Source organism: uncultured Roseovarius sp. (genome assembly GCF_947489715.1).
Classification (GTDB): Bacteria; Pseudomonadota; Alphaproteobacteria; order Rhodobacterales; family Rhodobacteraceae; genus Roseovarius.
The window spans coordinates 294,091-309,755 of the sequence record NZ_CANLER010000005.1; the positions used below are offsets into that span (position 1 = coordinate 294,091).

A 15,665-nucleotide genomic window follows, 5' to 3' on the forward strand; every position below is an offset into this window, starting at 1 on the left:
TCGTCCGCAGCCTGACGCAAAGCGGCTGACCCGGCAAGCCCCGGCCATTCACATTCCCGGCCCCATCACCAGTTTCGATCCATCGGTGAAGCGCGAAAACCGGAACCGCGCCATGTCATGCCCGGCCTGCCCACCGCTCATCAGATCGGCCAGGATACGGCCAAAACCCGGCCCGATGCCAAAGCCATGCCCGCTCATTCCGGTACCGATCCACAGCCCCGGCAGATCGGGGGCGCGGTCCACAATCGGCACGACATCGGGCATCACGTCGATCATTCCGGCCCAGCTGGCCTGCAATCCGACCGGGCCAAGCTGCGGGAACAGCGCCTGAAAATCCGACAAAAGCCGTTTGATCCGCCCCGCATGGGGTTTTGGGTCAAGCACCCGCATCGCCTCGAACGGCGATGCACCGTCCAGCGACCAATTGCGCGGTATGCCCCATGCATCGGGAAACCCTTTCGGTGCGGCAGGCAGATAATGACGACTGAACGGGTCATTCATCAGCGGGCGCAGGAATTTTAGCGACCCGCGCAGCGCATCCGGCCCGATATAGAATTCGTGAAACCCTTCGGGCGCCAGCGTATAACCGCCATCGCGCCGCCGCCGGAAGGCCAGCGTATGATCCGCCGCACCGCCGTCATGGATATTCTCCACCGGCACCGTCGCCAGAACGCTGGACTTGACCGAAAGCTGCGGGATCTTGACCCCATGCCGCCGCAACAGCAAAGAGGTCCACGCGCCGCCCGCAACCAGCACCTGATCGGCGGCAACCCGGCCCTTTTCCGTGACGACCCCCGCGATCTGCCCCGCGGCAATGTCCAGCCCGCGCACCGCGCAGTTTTCCACCAGCACCGCGCCCGCGCGCACTGCCGCGTGCGCCAGCCGGGGCACCGCCACCCAGGGTTCGGCGCGAAAATCCGACGGCGTGTGCAGCGCGCCCAGATAGGTACGCGAGGCACCGGGCAGCATCTGCGCCACCTCCGCGCCGCTCAGAATTCGGCTGTCCACACCATTCGCGCGTGCCAGCGGCACAAACTCCTCGAACCCGGCCATGTCCTTGGGTGTGACCCCCAGATAGGTCAGGCCGGATTGCACCAGCCCCAGGTCCTCGTTGATCTCGCGCTGCAATTCCGGCCACAGCCGGTTGGCCTCGACCATGATCGGCAATTCCGCGGCGTCCCGCCCAGTCTGCCGCACCCACCCCCAGTTGCGCGAACTTTGTTCCCCCGCAATCCGGCCCTTTTCCAGCAAGACAACCTTCCGGCCTTTGCGGGCCAGAAAATAGGCGGTCATGACCCCGATGATGCCGCCACCAACAATGGCGACATCGGCGCGCCCGGGCGGCGGCGCGTCATGTTCAATAGGGTTTTCTTCGGAAATCGGAAAGCCGCTCAATATCCGCTCTCACTTGTAAGTACAAAATGGTCGGGGTCGATTTCGGCATATTCGGACTGGCCCGGCGCGTAGTCAACCGAATGAATCGGTGACGGTATGGGTTTGAATTGCAGGTCTTTTTCCAGTTTCCGCTGCTTTGGATCGGCGATGGGCACCGCCTTCATCAGCGCCTGCGTATAGGGGTGCTGCGGGTTTTCGAAAACCGCCGCGCGTGGGCCCTTTTCAACGATCCGGCCCAGATACATCACCGCCACATCATGGCTGACCCGTTCCACCACAGCCATGTCGTGGCTGATGAACAGGTACGAGAGGCCCAACTCGGCCTGCAACTCCATCATCAGGTTCAGAACCTGCGCCTGCACGCTGACATCCAGCGCGCTCACCGCCTCGTCCGCGACGATCAGCTTGGGGTTCAGGGCCAGCGCCCGGGCAATCGCCACCCGCTGTCGCTGCCCGCCTGAAAGCTCATGCGGATAACGCCTGAGGAAGCTTAGCGGCAATCCCACCCGGTCAAAAAGCTGCGCCACGCGCGCCCGGCGTTTTGCCGCGAGGACATTGAAATTCCGCATCGGCTCAGCCACTTGATCAGCCAGGCACATCTGCGGGTTCAGACTGGCGAACGGGTCCTGAAACACCATCTGCATATCCGCCCGCGCCCGCCTCAGCGCCGGACCCTGCAATGCCATGATATCAACCCCGTCCAGTACGATACGCCCGGCCATCGGCTCGATCAGCCGCAGAATCGACCGCCCGGCGCTGGATTTACCACAGCCGGATTCGCCCACCAACGACAGGGTGCGCCCCTTGTTCAGCGTAAAGGAAACATCCTCGACCGCGTGTACATTGGCGACCGTGCGGCGCAGGAAACCACCGGTGACCGGAAAGCGGGTAACCAGCCCCTCGACCTCCAGCAGCACCTCGTCACTGCCGGGGATCGGCACGGCCTCGTGCTCTTCGCCCACCAACCGCATCGGTTCGGGGGTGGATTTGCCCCGCATCTCGCCCAGGCGTGGCACCGCTGCCAATAACGCGCGGGTATAGTCATGGCCTGGGTTCTCGAAAATCTCTTCGACCGGCCCTTCCTCGACCTTGAGGCCGCGATACATCACCACCACCCGGTCGGCCATCTGCGCCACCACGGCCATGTCATGGGTGATGAACACCACCGCCGTGCCGGTTTCGCGTTTCAGCCGGTCGATCAACGCCAGGATTTCCGCCTGAATGGTCACGTCCAGCGCCGTTGTCGGCTCATCCGCGATCAGAAGCCGGGGGCGACAGGCCAGCGCCATGGCGATCACCACCCGCTGGCGCATCCCGCCCGACAGCTCATGCGGATATTGCTTCAACCGCCGCTCCGGCTCGGGGATGCGCACCTCGCGCAGCAGTTCCAGCGCGCGCTCCCGCGCCGCCTCATGGCCAAGACTGCGATGCAGCCGCAAGCCTTCCGTCAACTGCCGACCGACCGTAAAAACCGGGTTCAGCGCGGTCATCGGCTCCTGAAAGATCATCCCGATCTCGTTGCCGCGAATGGTGCGCATCAGGCTCTGGTCGGCATCCGCCAGATCGACCGTGCCACCCTCCTTGCGGTCAAACAGCAACCGGCCCCCGGCGATCTGGCCCCCGCCGAATTCCACCAGCCGCATCAGCGACAGCGACGACACAGACTTGCCAGACCCGCTTTCACCGACGACACAGACCGTTTCACCCGGGTTGACGTCGAACGAGATATCCTCGACCCCCACCACCGGGCCGTCGCGCGTCTCGAACTCGACCCGCAGGTTTTCTATCCGGGCAATGGGCTGCGCCAGCATGATCGGAATGCGCCTTTTTCGATCCAGAAACTGACCCAACGCTACAGACCGTCACCCCAGCCGTCAAACGCCCCGCACCACCTTAACGAGAGGGCCGCAACGGAAACCTTGATTTTTTGTCTGAACCGGTCTGTGATGCGCCTGAATGCACGTAAACACAGGCCCGTCGCGCCATCTCTTCGCTCTCGGATTTTTCTGATTTCCCGTTTCATGGTACGATGGCCCCGGCGACGTCCAAGGTGCAGATCGGCTAGGACAGGCCGCGTCTGCCATGAAGGGGAGAATGACATGCAAATGAACGCCCATCTCAGCACCGCCGCAGCGGTGTTTGCCCTGGCCACAATGGCACAGGCGGAACGCGGCAGCGATGGTCAGGCCAATATCCTTTATTGGCAGGCGCCCTCGATCATGAACCCCTACCTCTCGGGTGGCACCAAGGATCTGGAGGCAGCCAGCCTGGTGATCGAACCACTGGCGCGCTACGACCAGGGCGGTAACCTGCAACCCTGGCTGGCCGAAGCGATCCCCACCGTGGGCAATGGCGGTGTCAGCGACGATCTGAAAACCATCACCTGGGTTCTGAAAGAAGGCCTTCTTTGGTCCGATGGCAGCCCGGTCACCTCGGAAGATGTGAAATTTACCTGGGAATATTGCGCGGCGGATGGCGGCGGCTGTGCACAGCGCGAAAAATACAATGACGTGACCGCCGTCGACACCCCTGATGACCGCACCGTGGTGATCAGTTTCGGGGTGCCCAAACCTTTCCCCTATGGCCCCTTTGTCGGCGGGCAAGCGCCAGTGATCCAAAAGGCGCAATTCGCCGATTGCCTGGGCCCCAAGGCGCCTGAATGCACCGAGGCCAATTTCAACCCGGTCGGCACAGGGCCTTTCGTTGTCAGCGATTTCCGCCCCAACGACGTGATCCAGCTTGAGGCGAACCCGAATTACCGCGATCCGGCCAAACCGGCCTTTGCCAGCGTGATCCTGAAGGGCGGCGGCGATGCCATGGCCGCGGGCCGCGCCGTGCTGGAAACCGGCGAGTTCGACTATGCCTGGAACCTGCAACTGGCCCCCGACGTGCTGGCCAACATGGCGGCGGCGGGCAAGGGTCAGGTCGTGTCGACTTTCGGCACGCTGGTCGAGCGGATCATGATCAATTTCACCAATCCCGACCCGGCCCTTGGGGACGAGCGCGGCACCCGCGCCCATCCGCACCCCATTCTGACAGACAAGGCCGTACGGCAGGCACTGTCGATGGCGATCGACCGCGAATTGCTCACCGAAATCGGCTATGGCGATGCGGGCCGCGCCACCTGCAACGTCCTGCCTGCGCCCGAAATCTATGCCTCGACCGCCAATGACGCCTGCAAGGTCCAGGATATCGCGGGCGCCAATGCGCTTCTGGACAGCGCCGGCTGGGTCAAGGGTGGCGACGGTATCCGCGCCAAGGATGGTGTCCGGCTCAGCCTGCTCTTCCAGACCTCGACCAACGCCGTGCGCCAGGATTTTCAGGCCCTGATTAAACAATGGTGGAGCGAGATCGGCATCGAGACCGAGCTGCGCAACATCGATGCATCCGTCTTCTTTGGCGGTGACCCCGGCAGCCCCGATACGTTCCAGAAATTCTTCGCCGATGTCGAAATGTACGCCAATAATTTCGATGGCACCGATCCCGAAAGCTACATGGCCAACTGGGCCTGCGATCAGGCGCCAAGCCCGGAAAACCAGTGGCAGGGCAACAATATGGGCCGGTTCTGTTCCGAAGAATACGATGCGCTGATCGCCGAGTTCTCGAAAACCGCCGATATCGAGGACCGCGCCCGCATCGCCAAGGCCATGAACGATATGCTGATGCAGGAATACGTGATCCTGCCCCTGGTGGACCGGGGCCGCGTCTCGGCGCATTCAAACGCCTTGGGTGGCGTGGTCCTGAACATCTGGGACAGCGAGCTGTGGAACGCCGCCGACTGGTACCGGGTGAACTAGGACAATCCACGCGCAGTCCGACGCACTGCAAAACTCCAAGCTCCGGATCGACCGCTTCGAGGTCTTCGTACCAAATGCTGAGTCTTGCACATTTGGCGGCAATGCTACCCAAGCGGACGTTGCGCAGCAATTCCGTAAAGCTTTGTGCTTGCCGTATTTCGGATTGGATCGGTAAAGTGCGGTTTGTGTGAACCGTAGGTATGATTGCTGCCAAGATCTGGGAAAGGCAGTTTTAAAAGATCAGGTCGCGGACGGATTCGTCGGCGTTGCTTGGTTGTGTAAAACCCATGTCGCGCCTCAGTTGAGCGGGGGTCATTCCAAACAGGCTTCTAATACTACGTGAATAATGCGGCAGGCTACGGTATCCGCAGCGATGGGCAATCTCGGATTGGCTAAATTGAGTATGTATCAACAACTGCCGCGCCCTATTTGCCCGCATCCGCCAAAGATAGCGCGAAGGTGTCATTCCGATGTGTCTTTTGAACGAGGCGATCAGATGCTGAGGTGTCACCGAAGCTTGTGCAGCGATCACGCTGATATTGATTGTATCGTTCCCGAGGTTTTCTTCTATATAGCGACGTGCTCTGAGTATATTGCGAGGGATGTTCTGGTTCTCGACATCCTTGCGAGCTTCATAAATATACGCCCTGCAAACCGCCTGCCCCAGTGCATCACGCAACGAGTTAAGGTCCGGCCGGGAGGCGTGTCCGGTGTCCAGGCCAATTTGGCATAGGTTTTGAATGCTGGATGTCGTCGCGACAGGCGCCATTTTGGCTTGCGTTTTATCCCGTTCTGATAACGCCCCTTCGGGAAGGAAGCCTTCACACCAGATGACGGTTGTCTGCACACCCTTCTGATAATCGAACTCGAACCTGGTTTCTGCAGCGGCAATCCCCGTCTGTCCACTGGACACCTTAACGAGATTTCCATCGGCCCGCAGCGTGCAGGTGCCTGTTTCAACCATGATCAACGACAGATAGGGGCGCAGGATCGGGCCGAACAAGCCGCCGCGGTCATAGGTCATGCCCCCAAACGAAAAACCACGAACATGATTGAGAAGCTGATCCATCCTTCCCCCACCGAAGTCTGGTGTTTCACCTTCAAGTGTAATGCACCGACGAAACATAGATGCAATCGAGTGCCCGCAGAAACGGATCGACCAAAAATTTATGCCGTTAATCTTAATTTAAAGCAACAAAACCTTTGAAACGGGCATTTATAAATTGATTTAGATCAACGACTGTCGATGAATCGCCCAGCCACTTCCGCTCTGCCACGAAGGAGCCATGACCTTGTTTCAGGCCACCGATCACTCGAAAACGCCCTCGGTCTTGCCACGAAACTGCACGTTCACCGAAAGCGACTGGAAAACACTGGCAGGCTTTTGGCACCCTGTCGCCTTTGCCCATGACATAGACGCCAAGCCAATTGCGGCGCGCTTGCTGGATGTGGAGCTGGTGATTTACCGAACCTCTCAGGGTATCTCTGTGGCGCGTGATATATGCCCGCACCGGGGCACACGGCTGAGCGCGGGCTGGATTGAAGGTGACAACCTAGTTTGTCCGATGCACGGGCTTTGCTATGACCACGCCGGGCAATGCACGAAAATCCCGTCTGTGGGTGATCCCAATGCCCGCATTCCGCCGCGGATGCGCCTACAGTCGCTATTGACCGAAGAACGTTATGGCATCGTCTGGGCCTGCCTTGTCGACACCCCGTCGCACCCTTTGCCAGTTTGGCCGGGGATCGGGGATGACACGCTAGAAAATCTGCACATTCCAGGTGATACCTGGCACGCGGCGGCCAGTCGCCATGTGGAAAACTTCAATGATGTGGCGCATTTTCCCTTTGTGCATAAAGAGACATTCGGCGGTTACGAAGAAGATCCAATCCCGGTTTACGAGGTTGAAACAACGGATTACGGGCTGACGTTTGACATACCCTATCTTGAGGTTGGAAATCGATTTCCGGATGACGTTGAGGGCGATGAGCGGAACGTTGTCTACACATATCAACTGACACTGCCATTTTCGACGATCATCATCATCAAACCAACCGAGGGACCGTACGCCCAGTATTTCGCTGACACTGTGTGTCCGATCTCGGCCCACGAAACGCGAATTTTTCAGGTGGTGACAGACACAACAGGCAAACCCGATGCCGATTTCCTGATCAAGGAATCACTGATGATCAATAACGAAGACAAATCCATGGTCGAGGGCCAGAGGCCCGAAGATCTACCATTGGACATGAAAGAGGAAATTCACATTCCGGCAGACCGCATGTCTGTCGAATATCGCAGGGCGCTTGCCAAGCTCGGCCTGGGTGCGCCATTTTCAAGTTAACGGGCACAAAGATCCGACAGAAAAGAACCAATAGGGAGACAACAATGATCAAAAGAACATTTCTGAAGGCGTTGGGGGCGACGGCGATCGCCCTTGCGTCATTTGTGGGTACAGCACAGGCTGACGATCCGACTGACCTGAATATCGCCATCATCCTGTCGGCAGGCATCGAAAGCCCATGGGACGGCACACTCATTGACTCGCTCGAACGGGTGAAGGCTGAAAAACCTCACGGGCTGAACCTGTCGTGGGAATACACTGACCCGCTTTGGGGCGATGACGCAGGTGATGCAATGGCGCTCTTTGCTGAGTCCGGTGAATATGACATCATATGGGCCCATTCGACCTATTCCGATCAGGTCAAGAAGCTGAAGGATGAGTATCCCGAGATCATGTTCGTGGTGGTTGGCTCTGGCAATGAAGGCCTCGGCGGCAACCAGTACTGGGTCTACAAGCGGGTGCACGAAGCGGCATATGCCCTGGGCGTGGCGGCAGGCAAGCTGACGACAAGCAACACGTTGGGTGTTGTAGGATCCTTCCCTGCGGATGATGTGAATGACGAGATCAACGCCTTCTTCAATGGTGCGCGCTCGGTCAACCCGGACATCAAGCAAAAGGTCGCCTTTATCGAAAGCTGGTATGATCCGGCAAAGGCCGCCGAGATGACATCGGCGCAGATTGCGACAGGGGCTGACATCATCTTTTCGCTCGCCGCCAATTTCCAGCCTTGTGAAGAGGCGGGTATCCTGTGCTTTGCCAATTTCGGCGATCAGCACGAGTTTTCACCGACGACTGTTGTGTCCAGCGCACTGGCTTTCTGGGATCCGGACCTGAACTGGATCATCGACGAATGGTGGGCCAACAAGTCTGGCGGCGAAGCATTTGACGGCAATACCGAGATCAAATGGTTCGGCATCGCAGATGGAGGTGCCGGTATCGCGCCCTATTACGCCATGGCAGACAAGGTTCCGGCAGATGTGCAAGCCGCTGTGGCCGAGACAATCGACGGCATCAAATCTGGCGCCGTGAACGTCGAACTGGACGTGTCCGCGCCCGCATCCGACTGATCATGTCATAATCACAACGTCTGGGCCCTTGCGAATGCTGGGCCCGGACGCCTCATGCCAAGTTGAGGGCAAAATTGATGTCTGCCATCCTCAAATCCGTCAACCTGACCAAGCGCTTTCCCGGGGTGATTGCCAATGAGGATGTGAATTTCGAGTTGGAACAGGGCGAGGTTCACTGTCTTTTCGGGGAAAACGGCGCGGGGAAATCGACACTCTCATCCTGCCTGTTCGGTTTCTATCACCCCGAGGACGGGCATATCGAATTTGATGGCAAACCGGTCCGGTTCCGGTCGCCTCGGGATGCGATCCATATGGGGATCGGGATGGTGCATCAGCATTTTGTGCTGGTGGCGGACTTTACCGTTTTGGAAAACATCATCGTTGGCACCCATGAACAGGGCTGGCGACTGGGATTGAGCGAGGCTCGCGCGCGCATTGAGGGTCTATGCGCGGAATACGGGATAGACTTGGATCTCGATGCCTATATCCGCGATCTGGCCGTCGGGCAGCAACAATGGGTCGAAATCCTCAAAGCGCTTTATCTTGAGGCACGGGTGCTGATCCTTGATGAACCAACGGCGGTTCTGACCCCGGCGGAATCTGAGCGCCTGTTCCGGATCATTGACCATATGTGTGAGCTGGGTCTGTCGATCATTCTGATCAGCCATAAAATTGTTGAAGTGATGCGGGCCGACCGCGTGACAGTGCTGCGCAAAGGCAAGGTTGTGGGCACTGTGCGACCCGCTGACGTGACACCGCAAGAGCTGACCCGCATGATGGTGGGTCGCGATGTAGAATTGCGCGTGGCCCGCGATTCAACTGAAACTCGCACCACCGACGCAGCGCCGGTCCTGATCGTCGACGGGCTTTGCTATCGCAACGGACAGGGCAAAACGGCGCTGGATGATATCGATCTGACCATTGGAGAAGGCGAAATTCTGGGCCTTGCTGGTGTGTCAGGGAATGGCCAGAAGGAGTTGTTCGAAGTTCTGTCCGGCGTGCTGATCCCACAAGTGGGGCGTATCACGCTGGCTGGTGAAGAAATCAAAGGTCTGCCCTCACGCCACTATATGGATCGCGGTGTCGGGCTGGTGCCGGACGACCGCTTTCGCGAAGGGCTGATCCCCGAATTTAATATCCGCGAAAACATGATCCTCGGCTGGCAACGACATGATGATTACACCAACGGTATTTTCCTGAACCACAAGCAGATCGGAACTGTTGCAGACGGGTTGATTGATGAATTCCAGATTGTCACGCCTTCGGGTGCCACCCCCGTCAATCACCTCTCGGGTGGCAATGCGCAGAAAGTCATTCTGGCACGCGAATTCGTGCACTCCAACAAACTGCTTCTCGCAAATCAACCTACCCGCGGCCTTGATCTGGGGGTGATCGAATATGTCTACAAACAGATCATCGCCAAACGCAACGAAGGCTATGCGGTGCTCCTTGCGTCCGAAGAACTGGAGGATCTCCTGAACCTCAGCGACAGGATCGCCGTAATCTCCTCGGGGCGGATCACCGGCATCGTTGACCCGGATACCACCACCATCGAAGAGATCGGCCTCTTGATGGCTGGCAGCAGCGACGGCGTCGCCGCATGAGCAGCACCACAACCCAGCCCCGCACCCGCCTGACGATTGAACGTCGGCTCAACCGAAATGCGGGCTGGACCTTTGCGATGTATTTCACCGCCACACTGATCGGGCTCGCTCTCTCGGCACTGCTCCTCTGGACCTCGGGTGCCGATGTGGCCAAGGCTTTCTCGGCCTTGCTGAAAGGGGCCTTTGGTAGCCAGAAGGCCTGGATCGGTACGCTCAGCAAGGCCACGCCGCTGATCCTGACGGGGCTGGCCACCGTGGTGGCCTTCCGGGCGCAGGTCTGGAGCATCGGGCAGGAGGGGCAGGTTTATGCCGGGGCCATGGGGGCCTATCTGGGGTGCCTGGTGTTCGCAGGCTTGCCGGTGGCGCTCTATCTTTCGCTGATCATCCTGTCGGGCATGATTGGCGGCGCGCTGCTGGGAACTATCGCGGCTGTGCTGAAAGACCGGTTTGATGTGAATGAAATCATCTCGACCGTGATGATGAATTACCTCATCGTCTTTCTCCTCAGCTATCTGATTGGCGGCGGGCCATGGACCGAGGTGTCTTCCACGGTGGTTTATCAACAAACCGGCCCGGTGCCCGACACCTCGCAATTGCCGCAGCTGTTGGGCAGCAAGAAACTTCATTTAGGGTTCCTGTTTGCCATGGCGTCGGCCGTGGTCTGCTACATCCTGCTTGAAAAGACACCATTGGGGTATGAAATCCGTGCTCTGGGCTACAACCCGGTAGCGCTGGCCTATCGTGGCACCAATATCGGACGCACGATCATTCTGGTCATGGCGATCAGCGGTGCGATTGCCGGGCTGGCAGGCGTTTCCGAAATCTTTGGTACGTCACACCGGTTACGATCCGATACGCTATATGGTTTGGGCTATACCGGCATCATCATCGGCATGATCGGCGGGTTGCGCCCCTTGGGTACGGTGGTGGCGGGCATCATCTTTGGTGGGCTGGCTTCGGGCGCTTTATATATGAAATTGCTGGCCAAAGTGCCCTCGGCGCTGGTTCCCGCGATGGAGGGTATATTGATGCTCACCTTCCTGTGCGCCGGGGTGGCCGCCCATTACCGTCTAGTGCGGGTGGGGGATGGCGATGTCTGAACTGTTCTCCGAAGCCATCCTGATCAGCATCCTGGCAGGCACCGTACGCATCATGACCCCGATCCTTTTTGCCGCAATCGGCGAATTGGTGACCCAGAGGGCCGGCATCTGGAACATGGGGGTTGAGGGCACGATGTTGATGGGCGCCTTTGCGGCCTATATCGTGGCCTCATCGACCGGCTCGGTCTGGCTGGCTGTCTGGGCTGCGATGGCGTCCGGCGCGCTGATGGGCCTGCTGACCGCCTTCATGACCGCCACCATGCGGGTCGATCACTTCATCTCTGGCCTCGGCATCAACCTGTTGGCAGGCGGGCTGACACTCTACTGGTTCCGCATCTACATCAAAGGCCGCCCGCAACCGACATTTGACGGGTTTGACAGCGTAGCCATCCCAGGCCTGTCGGCGATCCCCTGGCTGGGCGAGATCCTCTTTACCCAACGCTTGCTGACCTATCTAGCGTTCGCGATGGTCCCGGTGATTTGGTTCCTGTTGTACCGCACTCGCTGGGGGCTGGAACTGCGATGCCTGGGCGAAAACCCCAAGGCGCTTGATATCAAAGGCATCAATATCGTGCGCCGCCAATACCTGGCGGTGATGATCGGTTCAGTGATGACCGGCCTTGGCGGCGGCTTTCTGATGCTAGGCTTTTCCGACAGGTTTCTGGCCGACATCACCGCCGGGCGTGGCTGGCTGGCGGTGGTGGCAATCATCGCGGGCAACTGGATGCCGCGTGGCGTGTTGGCGGCCGTGCTGGTCTTTGCCCTGCTCGAAAGCGTTGCCACCCATGTTCAGGTGCTCAGCCTGAATGTCCCACACCAGATTTTCCTAGCCTTGCCCTACCTTGCCTCAATCCTGCTTCTGATGGGGCTCAGGCGCAAAACCAACCAGCCGGTGAAACTCGGCATTCCCTATTTCCGCTGAACGGAGATGATCATGACCCAATCCTGCAACGACCCGGTGATCCTGAATGAATGGCACCCGCTGACCTCAATTGACGAGATCACGCAGGGGCTGGTTCACGATACGGTACTGCTGGAACAGCCTGTATCCTACGCGATGGACGATGCGGGCGCGCTACATGTCTGGCACCGAACACCCGCACAGCCCGTTCACGCACCTCACGATCCGGCGAAAGCAGGTAACGCCTTGCCCGCGCGATCCGAGCATGGCTATCTCTGGACCTGTGTCGGCGAACCAACCGAGGATTTATTTCCGGTGCCAGAATTGCTGGAAGCCGACCGCCAGAACGTGCCTACGGGCGTTTTTGGCGTGAATGTCTCGGCCGGTCGCGCCATCGAAAATTTCCTCGATATGGGTCATTTCCCTTTCGTTCATACCGGCATCCTGGGCGAAGAACCCCACACCGAGGTCAAGGAATACGATGTTGAGGTCAGCGAGAGCCGTGATGAGATCCTCGCCACCCGCTGCCGGTTCTATCAGCCCAAGGCCGCTCTGGCGTCCGAGGGTGGTGCGGATGTGGAATATGTCTACCGCGTACCGCACATCAACTGCGCGCTGCTTTACAAATCCAGCCCGGGATACGAGGCCGAAGGGCGCATGGATGTGATCTATATGTTCCTGCAACCGATGACCCGCGAATGGACCCGCGCCCATACAGGCATGTGTGTGATTGACCTTGAGAACAGCTATCAGGGCATCCGCTATTTTCAGCAGGTGATCTTTGGTCAGGATAAACCGATCCTCGAAAACCAGTTCCCCAAGCAACTGCCGCTGGACACCCGCGCTGAAACCCCCATTCGTGCTGACAAATCAGCTATCGCCTATCGCCGATGGCTTTCCCGGAAAGGGCTGACCTACGGCGTCATCCCCGCAGCAGCATGATCGAGGAGACCTGCAATGACTGTTGATCCCGGTCGGTGGTATCCCATCGCCTCCAGTTCGGACCTTCCGCTGCGCCATGTCTTTCATGGTCAGCTTTGGGGGCGCGAAATGGCCGTGTGGCGGGCCGACGATGGACACGTCAACGTTTGGGAAAACCGTTGTCTGCACAGGGGGGTGCGTTTGAGCATCGGCCTGAATGAAGGGCGCGAGTTGCGCTGTCTTTATCACGGCTGGCGTTATGCCAATCGTACGGCTGGCTGTACCTATATCCCGGCACATCCGGCGGATGCCCCGGCCCGTACGATCTGCAACAACACATACCCGGCGGTTGAGGCCCACGGGCTGATCTGGTCAGCTCTGGACCCAACAGAAGACTTTCGCGAACATACGCTGCTTGCCGGTGCGGACGCCCTTACCTTGCGGCCCATCCCTGTCAATGCGCCGCTCGCACTCGTGGCGACTCATGCCCGCAACTACCGGTTTTCACAAACCGGAGCAGGCGACGCAGAAATCAGGATCATGGCCGAAGCCGAAGATTTCTTTGAACTCAACGCGTCGCTTAGCGACACGACCGCAACGCTGCTTTTGTTCATCCAACCGGTGGATGCAGGTCGGTCGATCCTGCGCGGCGTGCTGACCGCCAGCCCGGATGCAACAATGCCGATCCTGCGCCACCACAATCAGGCCATGTCGGCCCTGCGTGACCGCGTTGAGGCCGAGGCCGCGATGCTTGACGCACCCGAACCTATTGCGGTGTCGTTCAGCCCGGTGGATGAAGAACTGGCCCAAATGCCTGCCCGTGCGCGCTCTGGCCCCAAAGCGGAATTGCGTGTGACCGTCGCCCGAAAAAGGGATCTTGCTACCGATATCGCGGGTTTCCGGCTTGAGGCGGTTACCGGGCAGCTTCCCACGTTTCAGCCCGGCGCCCATATCGACGTGCATCTGCCCAATGGCTTGTCGCGGCAATATTCCCTGACCAATGCGCCGGGCGAAACCGATCACTACGCCATCGGTGTCAAACGAGAGCCAAAGTCGCGCGGTGGCTCTGCCTGTTTGCATGAGATTGTCCAGCAAGGCGATGTGCTGGCCATTTCCGCCCCGCGCAACAACTTTCCACTGCGCCGTGATGCGCTGAATACCATTCTGGTCGCGGGCGGCATCGGGATCACGCCGATGCTGGCAATGGCGCAAACGCTGGAGGCACAGTCCTTGCCATTTGAGTTGCATTGCTTTGCCCAGTCCGAGGCGCATCTGGGGTTTGAGGAGATTCTGGGCCGGTTAGCAGGCGCAGTCACCACTCACCTTGGCCTTGACCCCAAGGCGACCGGCAGGACCTTGGCGGAGATACTGAAAACCCGAGGCGAAGAGGAACACCTGTATATCTGTGGCCCGGGTCCGATGTTGGAGACCGCTCGCGGGATTGCGGACCGAAATGGCTGGCCCGATGACGCTGTTCATTTCGAGTATTTCAAGAACACCAACGAGATTGACGACAGCTCCGCTTTTGAGGTGGCCCTGGCGCGTTCGGCCCTGACCTTGCAGGTGCCCGCGGGCAGAACCATCCTGGAGGTGCTGCATGAAAACGGGGTCGAAATGCCAAGTTCCTGCGAACAGGGCGCCTGTGGCACCTGTTTGGCAACGGTCATAGATGGAGACCCCGATCACCAGGATGTCTACCTGTCACCCGGCGAACGGGCTGCGGGAAAAAGCATCATCACCTGCGTGTCCCGATGCAAATCCAAGCGTCTTGTGTTGGACATCTGAGGGGTGGGCATATGAAACTCTATGATTACGAACTGTCGGGGAATTGCTATAAAATCCGGCTGATGCTGAATTTTCTGGGTCGAGAGTACGAGACCCGAACGGTCGATTTCTATCCGGGGCGCGAACATAAATCCCCTGAACTGATGCAGTTGAACCCATTGGGGCAATTGCCGATCCTGGAAGATGGAAACCTGGTATTGCGGGACGCGCAGGCGATCCTGACCTATCTCGCGCATAAATATGACCCTTCGGGGCAATGGTATCCGGTGTCCGATCCGGAACGACTGGGACAGGTGGCGCAATGGCTGGCCTTTGCTGACGGGATCACCGCCACCGCATCGGCTGCGCGCCTGCACGACACCCTGTTTTATGAGCTTGACGTCGAGGCGGCCCGCGCCGGCGCACACCGATTGTTTCGTGTGCTGGATGAGCATCTATGGTTCGCCGAACAGGAGGGCCAGGATTGGATATGTTCCGGTGATCACCCCACCATCGCCGACATAGCCTGTTTTCCCTATGTCATTTTGTCCGAAGAGGGCGGCGTTCCTCGGCAGGACTATCCAGCCATTCGCCGATGGTGCGACAGGATAAAACGACTACCCAAATTTGTCCTGATGTCTGGCGTGTTCCCGACAAGCCAATCCGCAACGTGATAACAAACTGTGCGCGATACGCCCAAAGCATGCGTAATTGGGCTGACCCTGATCTAAGGTCGAGCTCCCGTTAAGATCACAGGATATCTGTGAGCAA

At 58.9% G+C, this 15,665-nt stretch carries 12 protein-coding genes; 9 read left to right on the forward strand and 3 right to left on the reverse strand.

All coding sequences use genetic code 11. The features are described 5' to 3' along the window. Positions 1 to 48: 48 nt before the first annotated feature. Together Q1B27_RS15050 and Q1B27_RS15055 are read right to left on the reverse strand one after the other, a co-directional pair. A complete protein-coding gene (locus Q1B27_RS15050; protein ID WP_299848629.1) occupies positions 49 to 1,395 on the reverse strand; it encodes an FAD-binding oxidoreductase in 1,347 nt (448 codons plus the stop codon). Then, a complete protein-coding gene (locus Q1B27_RS15055) occupies positions 1,392 to 3,206 on the reverse strand; it encodes an ABC transporter ATP-binding protein (protein ID WP_299848630.1) in 1,815 nt (604 codons plus the stop codon). Before Q1B27_RS15055 ends, Q1B27_RS15050 begins: the two co-directional genes overlap by 4 nt. A 294-nt stretch (positions 3,207 to 3,500) precedes the next feature. Between Q1B27_RS15055 and Q1B27_RS15060 the strand changes: the two genes are divergently transcribed. After that, entirely contained in the window at positions 3,501 to 5,192 is a 1,692-nt protein-coding gene (locus tag Q1B27_RS15060) for a peptide ABC transporter substrate-binding protein (protein ID WP_299848647.1), read from the forward strand. 232 nt (positions 5,193 to 5,424) lie between these two features. Here the strand turns inward: Q1B27_RS15060 and Q1B27_RS15065 are convergent, their stop codons facing one another. Further along, positions 5,425 to 6,261, reverse strand: a complete 837-nt coding sequence (locus Q1B27_RS15065; protein ID WP_299848631.1) for a helix-turn-helix transcriptional regulator — start codon at positions 6,259 to 6,261, stop codon at positions 5,425 to 5,427. A 217-nt stretch (positions 6,262 to 6,478) separates the two neighbouring features. Here Q1B27_RS15065 and Q1B27_RS15070 point away from each other — a divergent pair, with 217 nt between their 5' ends. The 8 genes from Q1B27_RS15070 (at position 6,479) to Q1B27_RS15105 (ending at position 15,568) form a co-directional block, all read left to right on the forward strand. Beyond that, positions 6,479 to 7,537 (forward strand): aromatic ring-hydroxylating dioxygenase subunit alpha, encoded by a 1,059-nt coding sequence (locus Q1B27_RS15070; protein ID WP_299848633.1) that lies wholly within the window; start codon positions 6,479 to 6,481, stop codon positions 7,535 to 7,537. Positions 7,538 to 7,581: 44 nt separating this feature from the next. Next, positions 7,582 to 8,604, forward strand: coding sequence for a BMP family protein (locus Q1B27_RS15075; protein ID WP_299848634.1), 1,023 nt, complete (start codon positions 7,582 to 7,584; stop codon positions 8,602 to 8,604). A 77-nt stretch (positions 8,605 to 8,681) separates the two neighbouring features. Next, positions 8,682 to 10,208, forward strand: a complete 1,527-nt coding sequence (locus Q1B27_RS15080; RefSeq protein ID WP_299848635.1) for an ABC transporter ATP-binding protein — start codon at positions 8,682 to 8,684, stop codon at positions 10,206 to 10,208. Beyond that, the gene (locus Q1B27_RS15085; RefSeq protein WP_299848636.1) at positions 10,205 to 11,308 is read left to right on the forward strand and encodes an ABC transporter permease; all 1,104 of its coding nucleotides are present in this window, start codon (positions 10,205 to 10,207) and stop codon (positions 11,306 to 11,308) included. Before Q1B27_RS15080 ends, Q1B27_RS15085 begins: the two co-directional genes overlap by 4 nt. Further along, on the forward strand, positions 11,301 to 12,230 hold the full coding sequence (locus Q1B27_RS15090) for an ABC transporter permease (protein ID WP_299848637.1): 930 nt from the start codon (positions 11,301 to 11,303) through the stop codon (positions 12,228 to 12,230). The genes Q1B27_RS15085 and Q1B27_RS15090 overlap by 8 nt, the downstream gene beginning before the upstream one ends. 12 nt (positions 12,231 to 12,242) lie before the next feature. After that, a complete protein-coding gene (locus tag Q1B27_RS15095) occupies positions 12,243 to 13,151 on the forward strand; it encodes an aromatic ring-hydroxylating dioxygenase subunit alpha (protein ID WP_299848638.1) in 909 nt (302 codons plus the stop codon). Positions 13,152 to 13,166: 15 nt separating this feature from the next. Beyond that, positions 13,167 to 14,915 carry a Rieske 2Fe-2S domain-containing protein gene (locus tag Q1B27_RS15100; RefSeq protein WP_299848639.1) on the forward strand — a complete coding sequence of 583 codons (1,749 nt, stop codon included), beginning with the start codon at positions 13,167 to 13,169 and terminating at the stop codon, positions 14,913 to 14,915. 11 nt (positions 14,916 to 14,926) lie between these two features. Next, positions 14,927 to 15,568, forward strand: a complete 642-nt coding sequence (locus Q1B27_RS15105; protein ID WP_299848641.1) for a glutathione S-transferase family protein — start codon at positions 14,927 to 14,929, stop codon at positions 15,566 to 15,568. Positions 15,569 to 15,665: the final 97 nt, after the last annotated feature.

Coding starts and splice junctions, on each gene's coding strand:
- Q1B27_RS15055 (WP_299848630.1), bottom strand. CDS start 3,206: ATGCTGGCGCAGCCCATTGCCCGGATAGAAAACCTGCGGGTCGAGTTC.
- Q1B27_RS15060 (WP_299848647.1), top strand. CDS start 3,501: ATGAACGCCCATCTCAGCACCGCCGCAGCGGTGTTTGCCCTGGCCACA.
- Q1B27_RS15065 (WP_299848631.1), bottom strand. CDS start 6,261: ATGGATCAGCTTCTCAATCATGTTCGTGGTTTTTCGTTTGGGGGCATG.
- Q1B27_RS15070 (WP_299848633.1), top strand. CDS start 6,479: ATGACCTTGTTTCAGGCCACCGATCACTCGAAAACGCCCTCGGTCTTG.
- Q1B27_RS15075 (WP_299848634.1), top strand. CDS start 7,582: ATGATCAAAAGAACATTTCTGAAGGCGTTGGGGGCGACGGCGATCGCC.
- Q1B27_RS15080 (WP_299848635.1), top strand. CDS start 8,682: ATGTCTGCCATCCTCAAATCCGTCAACCTGACCAAGCGCTTTCCCGGG.
- Q1B27_RS15085 (WP_299848636.1), top strand. CDS start 10,205: ATGAGCAGCACCACAACCCAGCCCCGCACCCGCCTGACGATTGAACGT.
- Q1B27_RS15090 (WP_299848637.1), top strand. CDS start 11,301: ATGTCTGAACTGTTCTCCGAAGCCATCCTGATCAGCATCCTGGCAGGC.
- Q1B27_RS15095 (WP_299848638.1), top strand. CDS start 12,243: ATGACCCAATCCTGCAACGACCCGGTGATCCTGAATGAATGGCACCCG.
- Q1B27_RS15100 (WP_299848639.1), top strand. CDS start 13,167: ATGACTGTTGATCCCGGTCGGTGGTATCCCATCGCCTCCAGTTCGGAC.
- Q1B27_RS15105 (WP_299848641.1), top strand. CDS start 14,927: ATGAAACTCTATGATTACGAACTGTCGGGGAATTGCTATAAAATCCGG.